The following is a 25,206-nucleotide window of genomic DNA, read 5'->3' on the forward strand; positions in this document are numbered from 1 at the left end:
CCTATTTATTCAGCGATATTAAATTTACGTCCCCGCATAATTAAAACACCAGTTAAAACTACTGAAATAATAGCGATAATCGTGGTAATCCAGAAAACCATTAATGTACTGGCCGAGTTGGCTTTTAAGACAAAGGCTGCCACTAGTGGGGCAACAAAATAAACCACTGCTGGTGCAAAACTATAATAAGATGTAATTTTCCCGTGACCTTGTGGAAAATATGAAGTCAAAACAGACAAACCAACCTGCCAAACACCACCAGCCGCAAAGAAACCAACTAAAACCGCACCAATTTCACCAGAAATAGCAGATGGATTAAGTACCATTAATAGCAAACCACAAGCTGAAATAGCAGCATAAGTCAAAATTAAATATAACCGCTTCACTTTTGTAACCAAAGCTGAAGTCACAAACACAGAAACTAGCGATGCAATTGAATACCATGACACTAGTTGATTAGCATTAGCTGCTGATTCATTTAAAACATACTGTCCATAGTACGGCGCATATAGTGAAAAAATATAAAAAGTAAAACAAAGAGTAAAACCTAAAGTAATAATCATAACTCCATCAACTGCCAGCTTAGGCTGATTACCGGTTTGGCCAGTTGCCTCAACTTCAGCTTGGTCACTTGAGGTTTCATCTTGAGTCTGTGGTGCATAAGCTACTTTTAATGTTAACACTATATCTAGCAATAAAATAACTACTAAAACACTAGCAGTAATTTTAGGATCCTTAATCAATTTAACCCAAAACGGAAACAACATTTGCATTACCTGCATAGCTGCCTTAACAAACGAATTCATCGTTGCAGTTTTATCTGGAAAAGCATCAGCTAAGGCAGGATACCCAGCAGTATCACCAAAGGAATTAGTTGCTCCAAAAAACATGGCTGCAATTCCAGCTAACCAAACATTATTAGCAAAAGCTGCGCCTAATAAGAAAGCGATATCACAAGCAAGTGAAATCAGTAAAGTATGCTTACGTCCAATACGATCAGAAATTGAACCAGCAAACAGAATTGTAATAATTCGACCTAAACCAACCATTGCCATCACGATTGAAATAGCCGCTTCACTAGCATGCCAAGCTTGAGCTAAGACTTGCCGATACTGACTAATAAAGATTGTCGCCGCACCAACTACTGCATAATTCAAATACACAGAAGTTGCCGCGCCAACATAACGTTGTCGTTTCATAAACTCTCCCTATAAAAATATTTGTTTTTTTAATCAGTATCAATATACCGCTTTCTAAATAAAAACAACAATTAGTTTTGTTCTAGACTTTATTTAATAAAACTATATCTTATCAAGGCTTTAACTCTAGGATTTTACCATTTAAGAAATTACACTGCTTACTACTAAAATTCATTTACTGAACTTTACACTATTATTTTGATTAGTTAATATAAATTATCTTTGCGATTTTATAGTTAACATTTATAATTTAGGTATCATACAAAAACTTTTGAGGTAAAAAATGAATTTAAATCAACTTTACTATTTTCGCGAGTTAGCTGATCAAGGACAGTATACTAAAGCAGCGAATCAACTTTTTATTAGTCAACCTACCTTATCGGTTTCAATTAAGCAATTGGAAAACGAGCTTCACTGTCAACTATTTAGACATGCTGGTCATTATGTAAAATTAACGCCCTATGGACAAATCTTCTACGACACAGTCGTCAATTCATTAGATACACTTGATAACGGCAAAAAAAAGCTAAAACAAAAAATTAGCCAAGACCAAGGAAACATTCATATCGCCAGCATCCCTACTGCAATTGGTACTATTTTGCCTAAAATTATTAAAGTTTATCAACAAGAAAGTAATACTTCAGCTCATTTTATTTATCATGACAATCCTTCATACCAAGTTTGTGAAGGGATTGAAAACGGTTGGTATGACATTGGAATTTGTTCTTTTGTCCCTAAATATCGCTCTTTTACCTATATCCCACTTTATACTGAAGAAATAATTGCTATTGTTGCTAAAGAAAACAGCCTTACAAAGATTAAACAAATTTCACCAGAAGAATTACGTGGTGAAAATATCATTACCTATTCCCAGAAAATTCAAATTGGTAAAGATGTTACCGATGCACTGTTAGCTGCCGCTTCTGATTTAACAATTACCAATCGACTTCATGACGAATTAGCGATTGCTGGTCAAGTAATTACCAATAATCTAGTTGGAATTGTTGCTAATACTATTTATCTTAGTGGTTTCGACATCCATAAAATAAAAATTGATTTACCAAAAAATACTCGACAATTATATTTAGTTTATGATCCTGTTAATCAGCTTTCGCCAGAAATATTTGATTTGATTAATTTTTTAAAAGGAAGCAGACAAATGATTCAAGACTTAGCCAATGAATCTGTTATGGATAGTAATTATCATGACTAATTCAATCACACAAAATGCCTTACGCGCACTTTTATATGAAGTTGCCACTCAGCCTAAGCCTGGCTTAGTTGACCCTGTTAGCTCAGGTCCACATCCTGACATGGATATCTATACCTTTATTGACAGTAGCCTAAGTCTAGAAAGCTATTTAAAAGCAGCTGAAATGCTAGGGCAAACATTCAGACAAGATAATTTAACCGACATGTTCTTTGAATTACGTCAAAAAGGTCTTGCTGCTGAACAAGAGATGTATGCTGCCACTGACAACATCAATACTCATAAAGGCGCAATTTTTGCGTTGGGAATTTTTGTTTGCGCTGAAAGTTATGCTCAAACACAGCAGGCTGAACTATTCACTACCATTAGACAAATGTGCACAGGTTTAGTTGAACATGACCTAAATAAAAATAATAATCTACAAACTGCTGGAACAAAAACCTATCAAAAATATGGTTATGGCGGTGCCAGACAAGAGGCCCAAAATGGCTATCCAATTGTTGAACAAGTAGCGCTTCCTTTTTTAAAAAAACGAACAGGCTGCATCCAAACTAGAATTCTTGATACTCTAATGAAGATTGCTTCGGTTGCAATTGACAGTAATTTGATTAAACGAGCAGGTGGTGACATTAGTGCTGTAACTTGGGTCCAAGAACAAGCTAAAAAGTATCTTGCTTTAGGTGGATATCAAACTGTACAAGGAAAGGAATTTTTACTGGCATTTAACCAAGAAATGACTGATAAAAATTATAGTCTAGGTGGCTGTGCTGACCTGTTAATCGTGACCATTTTTGTAGCATTAGAGCGTAATTATTTATAAACAAAAAGAAGTTGACTTTGATCAACTTCTTTTTAATGATTAAATTTAATTTTTAATGTGTTGAGGCGCCAGAAGCAGTATCTGGGATTGCCGCACAAGCCGTATCTGCTGCAATTCGGCCAAACGTAAAAATGTCTGCCAAAGAATTTCCGCCTAACCGATTACCAGCATGTAATCCGCCAGCTACTTCACCAGCAGCATATAGGCCAGCAATTACTTGACCATTTTGGTCAAGAACTCGCGTCTTAGGATCGATTCGTAAGCCACCCATTGTATGATGAATTGCCGGTTTACGTGGGGTTGCATAAAATGGCGCTACTTCACACTTCAAATTAAAGGTACTCTTACCAAATTCAGGATCTTTACCTGTATCAACATAAGAATTATATTTCTTAACTGTTGCTACTAAAGTTGCTGGATCCATGCCAACTTTTTCAGCCAATTCTTCAAGCGTATCGGCCTTAAATAAAGTCCCAGCTTCAACTTGAGCATCAATCGACTCCTGTGTAGTATTATAAGCAGTTTCCTTAATTTTATCATCAGCAATTAGGTAGAACAAGCCACCATTGTCAATCGCTGCTTTGGCCAAAGTATCACGTTCAGCAAATTCGTTAACAAACCGGTTGCCCTTTTGATTAACCATAATAAAGTTTTCAGGTGGAGTTTGCAGTCCAGAGAACAATTCACCGGTTTTTGGATCAGAAACTGGCATTAATTGGATAAAACCCATACCAACTAAATCTGCTCCAGCTTCTTGTCCTAGAGCAATCCCATCACCTGTGATTGCTGGTGAATTAGTTGTTGCAATATCATCAGCAATTTCAGTCCAATAAGTATTGTACTTTTGGACCATCTGCGTATTAGCGCCAAATCCACCAGAAGTTAGAATAACTTGTTTGGCATGAATCGTTATTTTGCTACCATTATCTTGTTTAGCAACCACGCCAACTACTTGTCCATTTTCAATTAATAAATGCTGTGCCCGCGTTTGAGTTAAAACATTAGCACCATGCTCTTTAATCCAATCACCCAAAACATGAACAAAGGCATAACCCATTGGTTCAACTGGTTTGTGGCCTCTACGCCATAAGGCACCAACTGGCATCGTAACTTGCTTACGATCAAATTTAACTCCTAAATCTGTTAGCCATCTAACAGAATCCAGGACATTTTCAATTAATTCCTTAACCAAATCATAGTTACCATGAATTTCTTGACCATTAAGATCCGTTCTCTTACCACCTAAATAAGTTTGAATTTCATGTAGCAATTTTGAATCAAATAAATAATCCGCACCCGTTGCCAAATAGTCATTAATTTGTTTCTGTAATTGTTTAAAGTCATCCTGGTATTCAGCATCAATTTCGGCAATCGGAGTTTCCGCTAATTCTTTTAAGGTCTCTTTTTCACCAGGTAAAGCTTTAAAATCTTTTTGCCAGTCAGGTTCAGCAGCATTCATTGGGCCACCGGCGCGAGTAGTATTACCACCGATTTGTGGATATTTTTCTAATAAAATAACCTTTTTACCATTTTGAATTGAACGAGCTGAAGCTGCTAAACCAGCACCACCAGCACCAATCACTACAACATCTGTCGTGAGCTCTTGATCGCTAGCTTGTGCCAATTCTGGTTTAGCCCTTTGTTGCCACTCGTTTGCATCGCCATCAGCTTCTGTAATTGCCTGTGCAACACCACTAACAATTCCGTTACTGGAAATAGTAGCACCACTGATTGCATCAACATTTAGAGTTTGATAATCAACAATTTCTTTAGGTAGACGCTTAAATACTTCATCAGCCACGCCTTTAGTTTCACCACTTGAATCAACCGTGATATTAGTGATTTTATCATCTTCGATTGATACTTCCATTGGCATAGAGCTTGAACCATGACCCTTAGCCTTAACTTGATATTTTCCTGTTTTCATCGTAGTAGTTTCCTTTCACTTTGATTACTTTTAATTAAATTTTACTAACTTTACCGAAATCTGTGAAATAGTTTTCTAGCAAATAGGTTATAATAGTTTTGTTATCGAAAGGAGCTCATTAATGAAAAATCCAGAAACCTTGTTACACTATCTTGATGTTCTACTAAAAGAAAGTAATTTTACCAAAGCAGCTCAAGAATTATTTATTTCGCAGCCCTATTTAACTCAGTTAATTAAACGTATCGAAAAAAAATTAGGTACAACAATTATTGACCGACAGCAGATTCCTTTCACACTAACAAAGGCTGGAAGTATTTACTATAAATACCTTGAAAAAGAAATTGTAGATAAAGAAAATTTAAATCGACAGCTTCTTCCTATCATTCAACCAAACACAGAAATCATTAGAATTGGTATTTTGGAAAGCCTAGGTAGCTTTTTACTAGCACAACTATTGCCAGACTTTCTAGATAAAAATCCTAATATTAATATTCAACTCAAGGAAACTTCTCCCCGAAATAATGAAACAAATCTTCTCAATGAACAAATAGACTGTTATATTGGACAAAACCCAGAATCAATTAATCAAGAATTTGATCTCCACATAAATGGTAGTGAAAAATACTTTATCATAATTTCACCTAAATCAAAATACTTTAAAAAAGGAAAGTTTATTCTAGAATCTGATGAATATGACTTGCAAGAACTATTACAAGAACCATTTGTTGTCAGTAATTCAAATTCTGCAATCAGACATCAACTAGATGCAATTTTTCATCGCTTTAACATTAAGCCCAACCTAGTATTAGAGAGCAACAGTATTATAACCGTCACTAATTTAGCAATCAAGGGAGTGGGCTTAACGATCTCGGCAGCAAGTATTATTAAACGCATGGCACAAACACCAATTAACCTGTTACCCCTAGACCCAAATTTAATTAATATTAGATACTTCATTGCCACCAAAGCAAAAAGACCTCAAACTCCAGGGATAACAAAACTAATTAATTCATTCAATGAACTAGAAATCAAACCAAAAATCAAGTAAAAGACCGAGGATGATATTCATCCTCGGTCCTCTTTTGCTCCGGCTGACAGACTCGAACTGACGACATCTTGATTAACAGTCAAGCGCTCTACCAACTGAGCTAAGCCGGAATATTAAAAAAGCACGGCAACGTCCTACCCTCGCAGGCAGTTTCCCACCAACTACTCTCGGCGTTAAGAAGCTTAACTTCTGTGTTCGACATGGTTACAGGTGTTTCCTTCTTGCTCTTGCCACCGTACTTTTTATTCTCTTTGAGTTTTTACACTCAAAACTAAATATAATCTACTCTTTTTACCGTTCCACTCTCTTTCCAAATTGCACTCGCTTTTGGTCAAGTCCTCGACTGATTAGTACTAGTCCGCTCCAAGTATCACTACTCTTCCACTCCTAGCCTATCTACCTCATCGTCTTTGAGGTGTCTTACTACTTTACGTATGGGAAATCTCATCTTGAGGGGGGCTTCGCACTTAGATGCTTTCAGCGCTTATCCCTGCCATACTTAGCTACCCAGCTATGCCTTTGGCAAGACAACTGGTACACCAGCGGTATGTCCATCCCGGTCCTCTCGTACTAAGGACAGCTCCTCTCAAATTTCCTACGCCCACGACGGATAGGGACCGAACTGTCTCACGACGTTCTGAACCCAGCTCGCGTGCCGCTTTAATGGGCGAACAGCCCAACCCTTGGGACCTACTACAGCCCCAGGATGCGACGAGCCGACATCGAGGTGCCAAACCTCCCCGTCGATGTGAACTCTTGGGGGAGATAAGCCTGTTATCCCCAGGGTAGCTTTTATCCGTTGAGTGATACTCTTCCATGCGGTACCACCAGATCACTAAGCCCGACTTTCGTCCCTGCTCGAGTTGTCTCTCTCGCAGTCAAGCTCCCTTTTACCTTTACACTCTATGAATGATTTCCAACCATTCTGAGGGAACCTTTGGGCGCCTCCGTTACTCTTTAGGAGGCGACCGCCCCAGTCAAACTGCCCGTCTGACACTGTCCTAAATCTCGCTTAGAGATCCTAGTTAGAGTAGCCATCAAACAAGGGTAGTATCCCAACATTGCCTCTGATAATACTAGCGTACTATCTTCTCTGGCTCCTACCTATCCTGTACATGTTTAACAGCTACCCAATATCAAATTGCAGTAAAGCTCCATGGGGTCTTTCCGTCCTGTCGCGGGTAACCCGCATCTTCACGGGTATTATAATTTCACCGAGTCTCTCGTTGAGACAGTGCCCAAATCATTTCACCTTTCGTGCAGGTCGGAACTTACCCGACAAGGAATTTCGCTACCTTAGGACCGTTATAGTTACGGCCGCCGTTTACTGGGGCTTCAGTTCGAACCTTCGCTTGCGCTAAGCTCTCTCCTTAACCTTCCAGCACCGGGCAGGTGTCAGCACCTATACGTCGTCTTACGACTTTGCAGATACCTGTGTTTTTGATAAACAGTTGTTTGGGCCTATTCACTGCGGCTGGTTCTTACACCAGCACCCCTTCTTCCGAAGTTACGGGGCTATTTTGCCGAGTTCCTTAACGAGAGTTCTCTCGCTCACCTTAGTGTTCTCCACTCGACTACCTGTGTCGGTTTGCGGTACGGGTACATTAGCTCTCACTAGAAGCTTTTCTTGGCAGTGTGACTACTTCACCTTCGCTACTTTTATTTCGCTCCTCATCACGTCTTGTGATTATCGAAAGTAAGCATTTGACTCACTCTCTCACTTAACGCTTGAACATGGCTTCCAGCGCCATGCGTGCTTCACCTTCTGCGTCCCTCCATCGTTATTAACGATCTAATGCAGTACAGGAATCTCTACCTGTTGTCCATCGGCTACGCCTTTCGGCCTTACCTTAGGTCCCGACTTACCCTGGGCGGACGAGCCTGCCCCAGGAAACCTTAGTCTTTCGGCGGATAGGATTCTCACCTATCTTGCGCTACTCATACCGGCATTCTCACTTCTAAGCGCTCCACTTATCCTTTCAATTAAGCTTCTCCGCTCTTAGAACGCTCTCCTACCACGCATTACTTTCATAATGCATCCACAGTTTCGGTACTATGCTTAGCCCCGGTAAATTTTCGGCGCAGCGTCACTCGACTAGTGAGCTATTACGCACTCTTTTAATGATGGCTGCTTCTAAGCCAACATCCTAGTTGTCTACGCAACTCCACATCCTTTTCCACTTAGCATAGATTTTGGGACCTTAACTGGTGATCTGGGCTGTTTCCCTTTCGACTACGGATCTTATCACTCGCAGTCTGACTCCAGTGCGCAGATATCTGGTATTCGCAGTTTATCTGAATTCAGTAACCCTTGACGGGTACTCTTCGTCCAAACAGAGCTCTACCTCCATTATCTTTTCTCGCACCAGGCTAGCCCTAAAGCTATTTCGGAGAGAACCAGCTATCTCCAAGTTCGTTTGGAATTTCACCGCTACCCACAACTCATCCCCGCAATTTTTAACTTACGTGGGTTCGGTCCTCCAGTGCGTTTTACCGCACCTTCAACCTGGTCATGGGTAGGTCACTTGGTTTCGGGTCTACATCAAATAACTCCTGCGCCCTTTTCAGACTCGCTTTCGCTACGGCTCCGTCCTTTTATGACTTAACCTTGCTATTTAACGTAACTCGCCGGTTCATTCTACAAAAGGCACGCCATCACCCTTTAACGGGCTCTGACTACTTGTAAGCACACGGTTTCAGGTTCTCTTTCACTCCCCTCCCGGGGTTCTTTTCACCTTTCCCTCACGGTACTGGTTCACTATCGGTCACAAGTGAGTATTTAGCCTTACGAGATGGTCCTCGCTGCTTCAATCGGAATTCCTCGTGTTCCGACCTACTCAGGATACTGCTCAGCGTGCTTGAAATTTCGCTTACGGGGCTCTCACCTTCTCTGGCTTATCTTCCCAGATAATTCTGCTATCTCTTACACTACCTTTATTGCAGTCCTACTACCCCAAATGATAAATCATCTGGTTTGGGCTCTTTCCGTTTCGCTCGCCGCTACTATGGAAATCGATTTTTCTTTCTCTTCCTGCAGCTACTTAGATGTTTCAGTTCACTGCGTCTTGCCCTTATTAGCTATGTATTCACTAATAAGTAATACAATTTCTTGTATTGGGTTCCCCCATTCGGATATCTCCGGATCTCTGCGTACTTACCGCTCCCCGAAGCATTTCGCTGTTTGTCGCGTCCTTCTTCGCCTTCTTGTGCCTAGGCATTCACCGTGCGCCCTTCTTTTCTTGACCTTACCTTTAAGATCTTCTCTCTCGGTCGCTCGTGCAATCTGTTTTTCTCTTTGATTGTTTCTCGGTTTTTTCTAGATTATATTCAGTTTTCAATGTCCTAACCATGAATCATAAAGATTCAATGGAGGCTAACGGGATCGAACCGATGACCTCCTGCTTGCAAAGCAGGTGCTCTCCCATCTGAGCTAAGCCCCCAATATTCTTTTAAACAATTATAGCTTAATATACAAAGCCTTAACTGTCAATGGGCCTAAGTGGACTTGAACCACCGACCTCACGCTTATCAGGCGTGCGCTCTAACCAGCTGAGCTATAGGCCCGTCTAAAGCGTATATTTTCAGAGGTACTACCCTCAAAACTAAACAATGTCTTCGCTTCTGTGTGCTTCCTTGCTCCTAGGCTTCTTTTAGTATTCCTACTCTCCACCTATTCGCTCTTCCTTAGAAAGGAGGTGATCCAGCCGCAGGTTCTCCTACGGCTACCTTGTTACGACTTCACCCTAATCATCTGTCCTACCTTAGACGGCTGACTCCTTACGGTTATCCTACCGGCTTTGGGTATTACAGACTCTCATGGTGTGACGGGCGGTGTGTACAAGGCCCGGGAACGTATTCACCGCGGCATGCTGATCCGCGATTACTAGCGATTCCAGCTTCATGCACTCGAGTTGCAGAGTGCAATCCGAACTGAGATTAGCTTTAAGAGATTCGCTTGCCTTCACAGGTTCGCTCCTCGTTGTACTAACCATTGTAGCACGTGTGTAGCCCAGGTCATAAGGGGCATGATGACTTGACGTCGTCCCCACCTTCCTCCGGTTTGTCACCGGCAGTCTCATTAGAGTGCCCAACTTAATGCTGGCAACTAATAATAAGGGTTGCGCTCGTTGCGGGACTTAACCCAACATCTCACGACACGAGCTGACGACAGCCATGCACCACCTGTCTTAGTGTCTCCGAAGAGAACGTCATATCTCTATGATTTGCACTAGATGTCAAGACCTGGTAAGGTTCTTCGCGTTGCTTCGAATTAAACCACATGCTCCACCGCTTGTGTAATTCCCCGTCAATTCCTTTGAGTTTTAACCTTGCGGTCGTACTCCCCAGGCGGAGTGCTTAATGCGTTAGCTGCAGCACTGAGAGGCGGAAACCTCCCAACACTTAGCACTCATCGTTTACGGCATGGACTACCAGGGTATCTAATCCTGTTCGCTACCCATGCTTTCGAACCTCAGCGTCAGTTACAGACCAGAGAGCCGCCTTCGCCACTGGTGTTCTTCCATATATCTACGCATTCCACCGCTACACATGGAGTTCCACTCTCCTCTTCTGCACTCAAGAAATACAGTTTCAGATGCAATTCCTCAGTTAAGCTGAGGGCTTGCACATCTGACTTGTCTTCCCGCCTGCGTTCGCTTTACGCCCAATAAATCCGGACAACGCTTGCCACCTACGTATTACCGCGGCTGCTGGCACGTAGTTAGCCGTGACTTTCTGGTTGATTACCGTCAAATATATAGCAGTTACTCTATACATCCTTCTTCACCAACAACAGAGCTTTACGATCCGAAAACCTTCTTCACTCACGCGGCGTTGCTCCATCAGACTTGCGTCCATTGTGGAAGATTCCCTACTGCTGCCTCCCGTAGGAGTTTGGTAGTGTCTCAGTCCCAATGTGGTAGTTCAGTCTCTCAACTCGGCTATGTATCATTGCCTTGGTGTAGTACTTTACCCTACCAACTAGCTAATGCACCGCGGGTCCATCCTTTAGCGACAGCTCGAAAGCCGCCTTTTATAGCTTGATCATGCGATCTTACTTCTTATTTGGTATTAGCACCTGTTTCCAAGTGGTATCCCAATCTATAGGGTAGGTTACCCACGTGTTACTCACCCATCCGCCGCTCGCGCTCTTAGCTTCCTACCCGAAGGTATTCTGTTAAAATTGCTCGCTCGACTTGCATGTATTAGGCACGCCGCCAGCGTTCGTCCTGAGCCAGGATCAAACTCTCATTTTTATCTGTTTGTTTGAATGTTTGCTCATTCGTTCTCCAAGATTTGCATCTCGGATTTATTTGCTTGCGAAATTGACTTCGCTCTTGTTTTGGGCTTTTACACCCGCACACTTTTGCGAAAACATTGTTCAGTTTTCAAAGTACTACCTGCTGCTTATAGCAGCGCTTTTCTATTCTAGCAGACCGTTTTGATCTTGTCAATAACTTTCTGCTCTTTATTTTTGCCCTCTGGCTTCAAACCCTTTGTTTGTTGCCCGACGACAGTTATTAATACTAGCAACTCTTTTCCTCTTTTGCAAGTCTTTTTTACTACTTTTTTCTCGTCTCTCCAATTTTTCCTTGTTACACCAGCTTTTAGGGCATTAAACTTTTTTAATTAAATTAAGCGTCCGTGGCAGTGATCAACCTCATGTTGAATAACTTGAGCCACATATCCCGTAAAATTCTGCCTTTGTTTTTCAAAATTTATATTTTGATATTCCACTGTAATTATTTGATAGCGATCCGTTTTTCTTAAACCAGTTAATGATAGACATCCTTCTTTTGTAGAATACTTTTTAGATGCCAAAATAATTTTCGGATTTAACATTACGATTGGCAGAGATCCGAAATAAAAGGTAATAATTTGTTTATTAATTCCAATCATATTAGCAGCTAAGCCTGCAGCTGCTTCTTTTTGTGCAATCAAAGTATCTTTTAAGTCGATTGCAGCTTTTAAATCATCCCTAGTAGCTGTCTTTGACTTTTGCTGTAAAAAAATGGTATCGGTGATTATCTTTTTCGCGGCCACATTTATTCCTCAATTAATTAACTATCTATAGTTTGTTATACAAACTTAATCATTTCGCATCTTTTTGTTAACACTAGTATTCTATACTAAAAATAATATTTTCTATATAAGGAGCACATTTTTAATCTTGAAACATAGACTCTTCATATTAACAGCATTACTTTTTGGAAGTGCTGCTAGCTTTTATCGACCAACTACTGTTAATGCAGCACAAACTAACGAGCAAGTCCAAACATATAACTTCGTCAGAAACACCCTAAAAAAGCATCACATGCGAGGTAGTGTCGCTATAATTAAAGACGGTCAGGTGCAAACTGTTAGTTACGGCTATGCCTGGTATGGCAAAAAATTGGGTAATGGCAATGCTAAAGTGGTCTATCCAACTGCATCTCTGCAAAAAGTAGTTACTGCTGCAATGATCGTTCAGCTAATTGATGAAAATCCTGAACTTTCACAATATACCAAGATTTCCCGTTGGTATCCAACTCTGAGAAACTCCAATAAAATCTCAATTGGCAATTTATTGACCCACACATCTGGTATTAAGGCTACTAAAACCGAAATCAATCGAGGTTATAATTACTCTGAAGCCAATGCAATTAATTGGGTAGTCAATAATATTAACGCTGCTTCATCCGATAAAGTCGGCACCTATCATTACAACAACAGTAATTATATCCTGCTTGCCGGTATCATTAGACAAATTACTGGTCAATCATATGAAGCCAATCTCAAAAAGCGGATCATCAAACCACTTGGCTTAAAAAATACATATTTGTATCAAAACATCCCTAATCGGATGACGGATGCGATCTCCTATTATTCAAATGGTGGCAAAAATTATCAAAAAGCCGGTTACGTTAAACGTTCACTTGCTTCTCAAATTCCTGGAGCGGGTAATTTGTTCTCTACCCCAGCAGATTATTATAAAATTCAAGTTGGACTATGTGATGGTTCCATTTTAACTAAGAAAAACTTCAATTACTTAACCCACCTAAATAGCAAAGTAAATGACTATTCTGGAGGCATGTATTTGAAGAAAAACGACACACTAAAACTAGCTTATGGTAGCCTTAATAATTTGCATTTTGGTAGTTGGGTGCAATTAACAACTGACAATCAAAACGGTATTGTCATGTTCCTAAACCAAACTAATGATAATGAAAATGCTGAAAAAGACGTGGGTTATGATATTTTACAATACATTAAGCCAGGAACTTTCGTCTCAAGATAAAATCAAAAATGCTATTGCACCTTTTAAGTGTAACAGCATTTTTTATTCTGCAAATAATAAGTTATACATTTTGGCCTCGAGTGGATGTCGTAGCAACAAATTCATCCCTACAGCCACTTTTTTCTTAGGGCCAATTAACTCTTCTTTCACCGTCTCTTTTTGAATATCGACTTGGCCTAAATAGAAAAATTGTTTGCCAACTGCATCACTCTTTTTAACAAATAAATGTAGCACCATCTGCGGGGTATTAAGCAAACGTTGGACTTCATTTGAATTAAGGTGCCGCGGTGTACGTGTGTACCACCGTAAGCTACGACCATCAGCCAACGTATTATGATATACTGCATTGCGTTTTTCACTTGAGTCCTTTTGATAAGTAATAAAAATTGGCGTTTCTTTTTCATCCACTCGATAGCCATACATTGGTGCAGAAACATCCTTTGGCCAATTAAGTAAACGACAAACATCTTTGCGATCATATTGCTGATATAACGTAAATTGTGCTTGATCATCATAAGGCTGATTTAGCAGCAGTCCTGTTTCAATTACATCAATAAATAGTCTTCTAAATTCTGCATTATCTTGCAAAGACTTTACTAGCTGCGGAGCTAATTCATAGCCTAATAAGTTATGTTCAATTAGTGCTTGCCCACCATATTGCTCTTTTTTGGTAGTCTTACCTTGTTTAATCTCAAAAAACGTTAAAGTTAGAATATCTTCAACCGAAGTCATAACTGCTGAATTAAAGTAAGCATTATGTTTTTCTAAGATTTGCTCAAATTCAGCTAGTCCTACTGTTTGCTGCTGTAATAATTGCTGCAAAAGTAATAATTCATGCGGTCTTTTTCCGTTCAGCAATTCCTTGGTCATAAATGATAAGACACCATCTTCAAATGCTGATAAAGTTAACGATTCCCCCATTTTTATTAAAAATTTTCCATAATGTAACAAACTATTATTGCGCGCAAATACCAACGGTGAGGTCGAGCCTTCTTGATAAAAGTCGAGCAGTAGTGGTACTCGCCCCAATTTTTGTTTTAGTTCCTGATAAGATTGGCGCAATTCTTTGATGCTATCCAGTTTAACTCGATCAAGTGAAGCTAGAATTCGTTCAGAAGCAATCCGACTAAAATTAATCGTAGAAACATCAATAAAGCTCGGTAATAGGGTTTCCGCGCGCACTTTATCCTGATCGCGACTATTGTCTTGATTTAAAGCAATGGGAATTAAGTAGTTATTTTGATAGTTACCAATAAAATCAATCACCGTGACATAATCTTTTTGCGGATATTTACGTAGTCCTCGCCCTAGCTGCTGAATAAAAACAATACTGGATTGTGTATTACGCAACATCACAATTTGATTCAAGGCGGGAATATCAACACCTTCGTTAAACAAATCAACCGTAATAATGTACTCCAAGTCGCCGTTTTCAAGCTGTTTGACTACTTGTGCACGCTTAGACTCGCTATCTTCATTAGTCAGAGCAACTGCTGGGTGCTTTTTAGCAGTGAATATCTGAGCAAGTTCACGTGCTTCTTTTTGACGACTACAAAAAACTAGGCCTTTAGCCTTATTGCCGCAATAGCCGTAATAATTTAGCTGATTTAGGATATAATCTACTCTTTTAGGTGCTAACAAATTACGTAAATCGGTTGTCTCATCAATTTTAACGCCATCTACTTCGTAGTCTTCAACCCCAACATAATGAAATGGTGTCAGCATATGTTCTTCCAGCGCGTCTGTCAAACGGATTTCGTACGCCAAGTTATAGTCAAACAGTTGATAAACATCTTGCTCGTCCATACGTTCAGGAGTTGCCGTCATTCCTAACCAAAAATCGGGTTTAAAATGATCAAACAACTTTTGATAGCTTGGCGCTGGTGCCCGATGCGCTTCATCAATTAGAATATAATCAAATTCAGTTGGCTTTAATTCAGCTAATGTTTCTGGTCTACACAGCGTTTGAACCGTCGCAAAGAGATATTTACAATTAGTTTCATGTTTGTGTCCTGTTAACAAGTCATAATCTGAGTTTTTACCACCAATTACTTGTTTAAAACTAGCCAAAGCCTTTTTAGCAATTTGTTCTCTATGAACAACATACAAAAATTTTCTTGGTTGATACTTTTGAACAGCAAAGGCACCCAAGTATGTTTTCCCAGTTCCCGTAGCAGAGACTACTAAGCCGCGATGCTCACCTGCTTTAATCAATTGATCTAATTTTTGTAATGCATCTTGTTGCATTTGATTAGGCGTTATTTCCTGGGAAATATTTTTTACAGCTGATGTCATTACTGGTCTTGTCCAATTAGTCTCATAGTCATTGATCCAATCTAAAGTTAATGATCTACTATTGGCTTTCAATTGACATAATTGGTCGGCTACTTCTTTAGTTAGCACCGCATTTTGGGTAGAACTGACTTTTAATGCCCATTCATAGTTACTAAGCAGAGCAGAACGAGTAAAATTAGCACTACCAATTACTAATGTCTGCCAATCTATGTGTTCAAACAGATAGCCTTTAGCATGAAAGCCTTGGGTTGAAGCTATTTTTACCGTTAAATTAGGAATTTTTAATAGTTCATAAAAAACTTGCGGAGCATTAAACCCTAAGTAGTCACCCGTAATGAGCGTACCCGAAACATTTTTCTTAGCTAAGTCTGCCAAAACAACTTTAAGTGGAACTAGCATATCTTGGGTTACAAACGCTACAGCCCAGGTAAAACTATTACATGTTAGCAGTTCTTGACGTAGAGTCAGCCAAATATTATTGTTCTTAGTATTTTGCAATAATTGTGGCCGTAGCGCCTCATGTCCCGAATAGCTAGGATCATATAGACCATTCAAAATTGCATCTTGTAGTAGTTCATTCATTTAATATCGCCTCAACTTAGTATTTTACACAAAATAAAAAGAAACCCAATACCATGAGTTTCGTCTTTTATAAATCAATATCAAGTAGAATTGGACAATGATCAGCACGCGAGCCAGTATCTATCATTTCCGAATGATTAACTTTATCAGCAATTCGATTACTAGTTAACCAATAATCAATTCTCCAGCCTGAATTATTAGCTTTGGCCGTCCGCACTCTTTGAGCCCACCATGAATAGACATCTGTAACATTACCATTTATTTTTCTAAAAGTATCACAAAATCCAGCATCAAGCAATTGTGAAAAGCCAGTTCTTTCTTCATCCGTAAAACCAGCTGAATGATGATTATTGTCTGGATGCTTCAAATCAATTTCTTCATGAGCACAATTATAGTCGCCACTAGCAAGCACTGGCTTTTTATTGTCTAACTTCTGCAGATATTCCAGATATTTTTTATCCCATTCTTGCCGTTCACTCAAACGCTTCAAGCCGTTACCAGAATTAGGCGTATAAACCTGTGTTACAAAATATTGTGCAAATTCAAGGGTAATGATACGACCTTCTTGATCCATTGGCGTTGGGGCACCAATTTCCGGATAAGTAACCTTTGGTTTTAATCCTTTTTGATATAAATACATCGTACCAGCATATCCTTTACGAGCAGGTTCCTCTGCCGAGCGCCACACATAATCATACTCTGGAAATTCTGCTGTCAAAATTTCTTGATGCTTTTTAGTTGGACCAGTCGCACGCAATTTAGTCTCTTGAATAGCAATGATAGCTGGCTGCTTATCATGTATTTGGGATAATACTTTACGTGTTTCTTCAGCTCGCTCAGATGTACCCGTTAAGGCTGCGTTCAATGAATCAATATTCCATGAAATTAAGATCATTTTGTTCTCCTTTTATCCTATCAGTTTCTATTATAAAGTTTTTCATCAATGACACAAACTCTCAACACCTAATCGAACTATTCTTGGAAATTATTTCTAAAAATAACCAATTAGATAAATAAATTCATACCTCTCATGATTTTTGATATCGCTTTCGTGAATGTTTTTACATAATAAACTATTTTTATTTAATCATTACATCACTTGTCTGATATAAATTTACCATTTATTAATCTAATCATACGTTTAATTCCTATTAAATTAATATTTTAACAAAAATTGCTTTTTCACAAACTTTTATTTTTTATTCTGACAATACAAGTGTATAATAGCACAAGAGATAATATTTTTAATTTTATGGAGGTCCAATTTTATGACTAAAATATACGCTTATGCAATTCGCAAAGACGAAGAACCATACGTTAAAGAATGGAAAGATGCCCACAAGGATATTAAAGTTGAATATACTGACCAATTGCTAACTCCTGAAACTGCCAAATTAGCTAAAGGTGCTGATGGTGTAGTTGCATACCAACAACTAAATTATACAGCTGAGACCTTACAAGCCTTAGCTGATGAAGGAATTCACAACTTGTCACTTCGCAACGTCGGAATTGACAATGTTGATTTAAAGAAAGCTAAGGAATTAGACTTTAAGTTGACCAACGTACCAGTTTACTCTCCGAATGCAATTGCTGAACACGCTGCTGTCCAAGCTGCAAATATTTTACGTCAAGACAAACGCATGGCAGAAAAAGTCGCTAAACACAATTTACAATGGGCACCAACTATTGGTCGTGAAGTGCGTGATCAGACCGTTGGTGTAGTCGGAACTGGCCACATTGGTCAAGTTTTCATGAAGATTATGGAGGGCTTTGGCGCTAAAGTTATTGCTTATGATATCTTCAAAAATCCTGAATTAGAAAAGCAGGGTTATTACGTTGATAGCCTTGATGACATTTATGCACAAGCAGACGTAATCTCATTGCACGTACCAGATGTTCCTGAAAACGTCCATATGATCAATGATGATTCTATTAAGAAAATGAAAGATGGCGTAGTGATTGTTAACGTATCTCGCGGCCCATTAGTTGACACAGACGCAATTATCCGTGGTCTTGATTCGGGTAAAGTCTTTGGCTTTGTAATGGATACTTACGAAAATGAAGTTGGTATTTTTAACGAAGACTGGAGTAATAAGGATTTTCCAGATGAACGTTTAGCCAATTTAATTGCCCGTCCAAACGTTTCTGTAACTCCTCATACGGCTTTCTACACTACGCATGCCGTTCGCAATATGGTTGTTAAGTCGTTTGATAACAACTTAAAATTAATCAAAGGTGAAACCCCAGAAACTCCAGTTGACTTAAATAAAGAGTTCTAACAAACTTGCACATATAACTAATATCTAAAAAGAGAACTGAGTACAATTGCTCAGTTCTCTTTTATTTCCTGGGAAATATTTTAAATTTTAAGTGCAATTGCTTCATAGGGCTTTAGCACTAGTTCATTTCCCAACTTAAAATCAGTTACTTGGTAATTACTAATTAATACAGTAAAAGGTTTATTTTGAAATTTGTCAGGAACTTTCACAGTGTGCTCTTGACCATAGAAATTAGTCAGTACTAGTAACACCTTTTGACCTTTAGTTAAGAAACGTTCATAAGCAAATACTTGCCGATCTTCTTTTAAGAACATCTTGATATGTCCAGCAGAAATTAACTCCTCCTGCTTACGCAACTCGATGAGTTTTTGGTAATAAGAAAAGATCTCACCGTTAGCAAGTTCATGCTGCACATTAATTTCCGATTGATTTGTCGGCATTAACCACGGTTTGACCTTGCTGAAACCTGCATACTTACTATTATCCCAATGCATCGGCGTACGCGAATTATCCCGCGCTTTAGCATGAATAATATCAAACGCTTGTGCCTGACTCATACCCGCTTGTTGTAAATTCTGATATGCATTACGTGCCTCAATATCAACATAATCATCAATCGATGAATAGTCTGGATCAACAAGTCCAATTTCTTCTCCCATATAAATATATGGCGTTCCTCTTAATAAATGTAGTGCAGTAGCCAGCATCTGTGCAGACTTAACTCGGTATTTACCAGTATCACCAAAACGGCTTAATGCCATTGGCTGGTCATGATTATTCCAAAATAGTGCATTCCAACCATTACCAGCATCCATTTCTTCTTGCCATTGCGTTAAAATTTGTTTTAACTGCATAAAATCAAAGGACTTCTTAGTCCACTTTTGGCCATTTTCATAATCAACTTTTAAATGATGAAAATTAAAAACCATTGAAAGTTCATGCTCATCTGGATTTGAATATTCAAGTGAATTTTCGATTGTGGTTGACGACATTTCCCCAACGGTAATACTTTCCGAATCTTGTCCAAAGCTGGCAGCATTCATTTCCTTTAAATAACGATGAACTACTGGCGTATCAGTATATAGACTTTTTTCTTGAATTGGATCAGTTGAATCAACTAGTTCTTTAGCCTTACCAGTTACATTAATAACATCAAAGCGAAACCCCTTTACCCCTTTTGCACGCCAAAAATTGACAACATCAAATACAGCTTGTCTTACCTCTGGATTGTGCCAATCTAAATCCGCTTGACTTGGATCATAAAGATGAAGATAGTAATAATCTGTATTGCCAAATTTGCTCCAAGCAGGACCACCGAATTTGCTCTGCCAATTTGTCGGCAAACTGCCATCAGACTTGGCTTTTCTCAGATAAAAGAATTTTCGATATTTCTCATTACCTGCCAGTGCTTTTTGGAACCACTCGTTATCAATTGAGCAATGATTGAATACCATATCAAGCATTACTCCAACATTTATTTGTTTGAGTTTAGCAACCAACTCTTCAAAGTCAACCATTGTCCCAAAAACCGGATCAATTCGATAATAATCAGCAACATCATAGCCATTATCACGCTGTGGCGAAACAAAAAAAGGATTAAACCAAATCATATCAACATTCAATTTTTGAATATACGGAATCTTTTGAATAACCCCTTGTAAATCACCAATGCCATCATTATTTGAATCATAAAAAGATCTGGGATAAATCTGATAAATTACTTTTTTGCCTAAATCAACCATTTTTTACTCCTAAGGCTTAATTTTCTGTCTACGCGCAAAATCAACAAAAACAAACTTACTTGGATTATGAAAAGAAAGTGTCAGCTGAAATGGCGTTGCGTCACTCAAAAAACTTTGACTGGCAACCAACACAACCATATTATCTTTAAGCCCTAACTTTTGCTGTAATTGCGGCGTAACTTCTTCAACTGTAATCGCTTTGGTTGCATACGAAATAGTTAAACCCAGATCGTTTTCAATATATTCATAAATCGAATTTTCTGCTGCAACCTCAGGAATATTTGATATGGGAGGATTAAATAAAAAGTCACAATCAAGTACGGCAGGTTGCTGCTTTAGCAAACGAAGTCGTTCAACATAAATACCTTTAGTTTCATGCTGTTTGGGAAACTTTTCCTTGAAAATCTTCGGTATAGTTATTAATTTCTCTAAGTCCAGTACTTTAGTTTGTGCATGCATACCTAATGACTTATTTAATTCTGCAAAACTAGTAATCCCTGAAATTGGAAACGAATATTTATCTAAATTTAAGACTAATGATCCCCTACCACGAATTTTTTGAATCAAGCCTAGTGCTTCAAGTTGTGCCAATGCTTTTCTTACAGTTTCACGAGAGGTGCCGTATAACTGCTTTAATTGACTCTCGCTTGGCAAAAAACTCCCTACTACAAATTGTTTATGCCTTATTTTAGCTGCGATATCTTGAGCAATAAGATCTGCCTTTCCTTGTGCCATCTTATTTCCTTTCACCTAGTTTACTTTTTATTATAACGATAGATATATAGACAAGCAAACCACTTGGCATATTATTAGCTTTTTATAGTTTATAAAGACAATAATGTCTATAAACTTAATTTATTTGACAGCTTGTATAGACAAGTATAACATAATATCATGTAAACGTTTTATGTTAGGAGTAAAATAATGACATTCAAGCAAAAAGTTACGTTCCTGAGCCCGACTGATGGACAAATTATTCCATTAAATAAAGTCAGTGATCCAATTTTTAATAAAGAAACTATGGGTAAAGGCTTTGGAGTTATTCCAAAGTCTGGTGAAATTATTGCCCCAATTGCTGGCAAAGTCACAACAATTGCCACGACTAAGCATGCTATCGGTATTACCACCAACGATGGACTTGAAGTTCTCATTCATATGGGTATAGATACAGTAACGCTTAAGGGAACTGGGTTTAACATCCAAGTCAAACCTGATGATGAAGTCAAGGCTGGACAGATAATCGCAAATATGGATCTTGGTCTCATTAAGAACAGAAAGTTAGATCCTACTGTGATTGTTGTAATCACCAATTCTCAAGAAAAGTTAACTAACTTTGATTTAGCGATTGGCAATACCAAGGCGCTAGCAAGTATTGCTGAGGCTACTTTAAAAACTGAAGATGCTTCTACCAAACATAAGCTTTCATATGACGAACTAGCAACTTTAATTATTAAAAATGTTGGTGGTCCAGATAATATTAGCAATGTGATCCACTGTATTACTCGTTTACGTTTTTATTTAAAAGATGAAAACAAAGCAAATGATGACCTCCTAAAAAATCAACGCGGTATTCTTGACGTCTTACACTCTTCTGGTCAATATCAGGTTGTCATTGGTGACGGTGTAGCTAACTTATACGATGCAGTAATCAAACAGCTACCAAAGTTAGATACTTCAGCCACAAGCACCAATAATCAAGATGATAGTAAAAATCCAGTTTCTCATGCTATTAATAATTTGATTGGCTTCATAACTGGTTCAATGAGTCCTGTTATCGGCGTAATTGCAGCTTCTGGAATTATCAAGGGAATCCTTGCGCTGCTTACTTTACCGCAATTAGGGTCACTACTAAATATCAACAGTGTGCCCTATCTTACAATTAGCGCAATGGCTGATGCAGCTTTTTATTTTTTGCCAGTTTGGGTTGGCTTTAGTGCTGCTAAAAGACTAGGCAGTGATCCAATCATTGCCGCAGTAATCGGCGGTGTGCTCACAATGCCACAGCTAATTACTTGGGGTAAAGCTGGTAAAGTAATGTTTAACTTAGCGGGATTAAATTTCCAGTTTCTAGACTATACTTACTCTATCTTCCCTATGATTTTAGCAGCTTGGTTAGCTGCTAAAATAGAAAAGTGGCTTAAGCAGGTATTACCGACCTATTTACAAATGATCTTTGTACCACTAATTACGATATTAATCGTGGCGACCATCACTTTAATAATCACTGGGCCCGTTATTCAAGGTATTGCAAACGGCATTGCTATCTTCATTAACTGGCTAGTTTCTGTATCCGGTTGGCTAGGGGGCTTCATTATTGGTGGCTTTTACCAAGTATTAGTGATTTTTGGCTTCCATTGGGGTGTCGTACCGTTAGTCGCCCAACAAATTGCTAGTACCGGACAAAGTGCAATCAACGCTATCATTTGTTCAACTATGATTGCCCAAGGAGCTGCTGTCTTAGCTGTTGCTATCAAGTCCAAGAAAGCTGACATCAAAGAGTTAGGCTTTGCTGCCATGATTAGTGCATTTTGTGGAGTAACTGAACCAGCGATTTATGGCGTGAATCTAAGATATAAACGCGTCTTTATTTCCGGATCAATCGGCGCTGCCTTTGGTGGTCTGATAACTGGATTAATGCATGGAACCATGTTTGGCTTCACTGGCGGATTAATTGGCTTTTCCAGTTTCTTTAATCCTAAAAATCCTGGTGACTTAAATAGTTTTTATACTTTCTTGATTGCTAGTGCCGTATCAATCGTTATCGCCTTTGTTGTAACTTGGTTTTGGGGCTACAACGATGATATGACAATGGGTAAAAAAGTTGCTAAAGCTAAGAGACCAGGAACAAAATAATATAATTATTTTAAACAAAAAAGAGCAAATGTTTCATATGAAACATTCGCTCTTTTTGATTTACTAAACCTAATTAGCTGATGCATTAACTGCTTGAATTAGAGCATTTCTAAAGCCTGCTTCTTCTAGTTTAGTAACGCCTCTAATTGTTGAACCACCCGGAGTAGTTACCTCATCCTTTAATTCTTCTGGTAATTTCTGATTGGTTAAAGCTAATTTAGCTGTACCAAGCAGCATCTTTTCAATTATTGCATAAGACTCAGTCCGCTTAACACCATTCTGAACTGCAGCATCACTTAATGCCTCAATCATTAGATCAACATAAGCTGGCGTACAGCCAGCAATCGTGCCATAAATCCCTAGTAAAGTTTCATCAACGACGTAAACATCACCCATTTGACTAAAAATCGCTTTAACTGTATCAATTACCTCGCTACTTTCATTAGGAATAAAGCTAACTACAGTAATGCCCTCTCCAATTTGCACAGGGGTATTTGGAACAGCTTTAACAAAAGACGCATCTGCGACAATTTGGCGATTAATTAGAGTTAAATCGCCACCACCAGTTGAAATAATAATACCATGATAGACCTGACCCAAGTCATTAATAATTGTTTCTTGAGCATCACCACCAACAGCGACTACGACAGCGCGACAATTATTAAAATCACCATACTCATTAATTAAGTGTAGGCCAGCTTTTTTAGCTAATGCTTGAGCAGATCGGTGACCACCATCATACACATAAATATCCTGACTAACCACATCTGCATGTAACAAACCTTGAATAATTGAACTACCTATTTTACCTGTTCCAATGAATCCAATTTTCATTTTCTACGCTCCTTTAATACTTAATTAGTTATTTAACGCCATTATTGTAACAATGCTTACATTAAATCTATCCTAATCGATAGCCCGGTTGAAAATCTCGTTTTAACAAATCAACAAATTGCGGATATGTCTCTACTTCAAACATAGGATGCAAATTAAGATCATTTTTGCGATGACGATGATTGTACCAAACACTGGCAAAACCATAATTTTCTGCACCCAAAATATCTGACTGTAACCCATCACCAAAGAAAATAGTATCTTCAGGTCCAATTGTCGTCTGATCAAAAAAATAATCAAAAACTCGGCGGTCCGGTTTTGAAAATCCAGCTTCTTCAGAGGTTACAATTAGTGAAAAGTACTGCTCAACTCCCGCTTGCTCAAGCCGATGACGTTGCATAAATGCTTCGCCATTACTTAAAACAGTTAATTGATAATCATTTTGCGCAAAACGTAAAGCATCTTCAACACCTGGCAGTAATTGATATGCCTGCTCAAAATATGAACGATACTCCGCCATGATCGCTTTCCCATCAACTTCTAAGCCAAAATTTTGCTTCAAAAAAACTTGAAAAACCTGTTCACTTAATTGGTTATAGGAAATAGTGCCCTGTTCAAGTTTACGCCATAGCCCTTGATTATAAGCATGATAGCGTTTCTGCATTTCACGAGTCAATTGCCAATGATGTTTCTTAAATAGAGCATGCAAAGCAAAATCTTCCGTTGCAGCAAAGTCAATTAACGTATCATCAACATCAAAAATTATTTGTTTAAATCGCAAGTATTTTTCACTCCTTCTAATTCATTCATCTGCTTTAATTTCTGCGTGAACGAATTTAGTCTAAGAATAATTATAGCAATTTCTTAATTATAAAAGATATAATTAACTATTTTTCTTAAGAAAAAAGGGATATAATTGGGCTTATTTATTTTGAAGGAGTGCTTAGAATGCTTACACTATTATTGATCTTGTTTGTTACTTGGCTACTAATGAAATTAGGAATTGGCCTATTTAAAATTTTTGCTTTCTTATTAATTTGTGCAGTTCTCTTTTTCTGCTTTATTCATTTGTTGATACCTATTTTAATAATTATTGCTGCCATCACTATTTTCTGGGCACTCATCCGTTTTTAAAAAGAAA

At 38.5% G+C, this 25,206-nt stretch carries 15 protein-coding genes, 3 tRNA genes and 3 rRNA genes; 6 read left to right on the top strand and 15 right to left on the bottom strand.

The window, feature by feature from the left end; translation table 11 throughout:
• Positions 1–5 precede the first annotated feature (5 nt).
• Positions 6–1,199 carry an MFS transporter gene (locus tag OZX59_RS05940; RefSeq protein ID WP_277125206.1) on the bottom strand — a complete coding sequence of 398 codons (1,194 nt, stop codon included), beginning with the start codon at positions 1,197–1,199 and terminating at the stop codon, positions 6–8.
• Between the two features lie 283 nt (positions 1,200–1,482).
• On the opposite strand from OZX59_RS05940, the gene OZX59_RS05945 reads away from it, so the two are divergent.
• On the top strand, positions 1,483–2,412 hold the full coding sequence (locus OZX59_RS05945) for a LysR family transcriptional regulator (protein ID WP_277125208.1): 930 nt from the start codon (positions 1,483–1,485) through the stop codon (positions 2,410–2,412).
• Positions 2,405–3,229, top strand: a complete 825-nt coding sequence (gene citG, locus OZX59_RS05950) for a triphosphoribosyl-dephospho-CoA synthase CitG (RefSeq protein ID WP_277125210.1) — start codon at positions 2,405–2,407, stop codon at positions 3,227–3,229. The genes OZX59_RS05945 and citG overlap by 8 nt, the downstream gene beginning before the upstream one ends.
• A 52-nt stretch (positions 3,230–3,281) precedes the next feature.
• Here the strand turns inward: citG and OZX59_RS05955 are convergent, their stop codons facing one another.
• Entirely contained in the window at positions 3,282–5,156 is a 1,875-nt protein-coding gene (locus OZX59_RS05955) for a flavocytochrome c (RefSeq protein ID WP_277125212.1), read from the bottom strand.
• Between the two features lie 121 nt (positions 5,157–5,277).
• Here OZX59_RS05955 and OZX59_RS05960 point away from each other — a divergent pair, with 121 nt between their 5' ends.
• Positions 5,278–6,204, top strand: a complete 927-nt coding sequence (locus OZX59_RS05960) for a LysR family transcriptional regulator (RefSeq protein WP_277125214.1) — start codon at positions 5,278–5,280, stop codon at positions 6,202–6,204.
• A gap of 37 nt (positions 6,205–6,241) precedes the next feature.
• Here OZX59_RS05960 and OZX59_RS05965 read toward each other — a convergent pair.
• The 7 genes from OZX59_RS05965 to OZX59_RS05995 form a co-directional block, all read right to left on the bottom strand.
• Positions 6,242–6,314 (bottom strand) — tRNA-Asn (locus tag OZX59_RS05965).
• Between the two features lie 11 nt (positions 6,315–6,325).
• Positions 6,326–6,442: ribosomal RNA gene (rrf, locus tag OZX59_RS05970) — 5S ribosomal RNA — on the bottom strand.
• An 89-nt stretch (positions 6,443–6,531) separates the two neighbouring features.
• Positions 6,532–9,449: ribosomal RNA gene (locus OZX59_RS05975) — 23S ribosomal RNA — on the bottom strand.
• Positions 9,450–9,571: 122 nt separating this feature from the next.
• Positions 9,572–9,644 (bottom strand) — tRNA-Ala (locus tag OZX59_RS05980).
• Positions 9,645–9,694: 50 nt separating this feature from the next.
• A tRNA-Ile gene (locus tag OZX59_RS05985) sits at positions 9,695–9,768 on the bottom strand.
• A 124-nt stretch (positions 9,769–9,892) separates the two neighbouring features.
• Positions 9,893–11,459, bottom strand: a 16S ribosomal RNA gene (locus tag OZX59_RS05990).
• The 16S, 23S and 5S rRNA genes sit together here with 3 tRNA genes alongside, the layout of an rRNA operon.
• Positions 11,460–11,832: 373 nt before the next feature.
• On the bottom strand, positions 11,833–12,246 hold the full coding sequence (locus tag OZX59_RS05995) for a peptide deformylase (RefSeq protein WP_277125215.1): 414 nt from the start codon (positions 12,244–12,246) through the stop codon (positions 11,833–11,835).
• Between the two features lie 145 nt (positions 12,247–12,391).
• On the opposite strand from OZX59_RS05995, the gene OZX59_RS06000 reads away from it, so the two are divergent.
• Positions 12,392–13,480: a serine hydrolase domain-containing protein gene (locus tag OZX59_RS06000; RefSeq protein ID WP_277126998.1), complete on the top strand. Its 1,089-nt coding sequence runs from the start codon at positions 12,392–12,394 to the stop codon at positions 13,478–13,480.
• Positions 13,481–13,522: 42 nt separating this feature from the next.
• Here OZX59_RS06000 and OZX59_RS06005 read toward each other — a convergent pair whose 3' ends face one another.
• Both OZX59_RS06005 and OZX59_RS06010 read right to left on the bottom strand, forming a co-directional pair.
• Complete coding sequence (locus OZX59_RS06005; RefSeq protein WP_277125217.1) at positions 13,523–16,357, bottom strand: DEAD/DEAH box helicase; 2,835 nt, start codon at positions 16,355–16,357, stop codon at positions 13,523–13,525.
• Between the two features lie 67 nt (positions 16,358–16,424).
• On the bottom strand, positions 16,425–17,252 hold the full coding sequence (locus OZX59_RS06010; RefSeq protein WP_277125219.1) for an exodeoxyribonuclease III: 828 nt from the start codon (positions 17,250–17,252) through the stop codon (positions 16,425–16,427).
• Between the two features lie 373 nt (positions 17,253–17,625).
• On the opposite strand from OZX59_RS06010, the gene OZX59_RS06015 reads away from it, so the two are divergent.
• Positions 17,626–18,636 carry a D-2-hydroxyacid dehydrogenase gene (locus tag OZX59_RS06015; RefSeq protein WP_277125222.1) on the top strand — a complete coding sequence of 337 codons (1,011 nt, stop codon included), beginning with the start codon at positions 17,626–17,628 and terminating at the stop codon, positions 18,634–18,636.
• Between the two features lie 80 nt (positions 18,637–18,716).
• Here the strand turns inward: OZX59_RS06015 and treC are convergent, their stop codons facing one another.
• Positions 18,717–20,378 carry an alpha,alpha-phosphotrehalase gene (gene treC / locus OZX59_RS06020; RefSeq protein WP_277125223.1) on the bottom strand — a complete coding sequence of 554 codons (1,662 nt, stop codon included), beginning with the start codon at positions 20,376–20,378 and terminating at the stop codon, positions 18,717–18,719.
• A 9-nt stretch (positions 20,379–20,387) separates the two neighbouring features.
• Complete coding sequence (treR, locus tag OZX59_RS06025; protein ID WP_277125225.1) at positions 20,388–21,113, bottom strand: trehalose operon repressor; 726 nt, start codon at positions 21,111–21,113, stop codon at positions 20,388–20,390.
• A gap of 189 nt (positions 21,114–21,302) precedes the next feature.
• Here treR and OZX59_RS06030 point away from each other — a divergent pair, with 189 nt between their 5' ends.
• The gene (locus OZX59_RS06030) at positions 21,303–23,231 is read left to right on the top strand and encodes a PTS glucose transporter subunit IIABC (protein WP_277125227.1); all 1,929 of its coding nucleotides are present in this window, start codon (positions 21,303–21,305) and stop codon (positions 23,229–23,231) included.
• Between the two features lie 69 nt (positions 23,232–23,300).
• On the opposite strand, the gene OZX59_RS06035 is transcribed toward OZX59_RS06030, so the two are convergent.
• Both OZX59_RS06035 and OZX59_RS06040 read right to left on the bottom strand, forming a co-directional pair.
• The gene (locus tag OZX59_RS06035) at positions 23,301–24,065 is read right to left on the bottom strand and encodes a pyrroline-5-carboxylate reductase (protein WP_277125229.1); all 765 of its coding nucleotides are present in this window, start codon (positions 24,063–24,065) and stop codon (positions 23,301–23,303) included.
• A gap of 67 nt (positions 24,066–24,132) precedes the next feature.
• Positions 24,133–24,846, bottom strand: a complete 714-nt coding sequence (locus OZX59_RS06040; protein ID WP_277125231.1) for a YjjG family noncanonical pyrimidine nucleotidase — start codon at positions 24,844–24,846, stop codon at positions 24,133–24,135.
• Positions 24,847–25,206 lie beyond the last annotated feature (360 nt).

The organism is Lactobacillus sp. ESL0681, from assembly GCF_029392835.1.
GTDB lineage: Bacteria > Bacillota > Bacilli > Lactobacillales > Lactobacillaceae > Lactobacillus.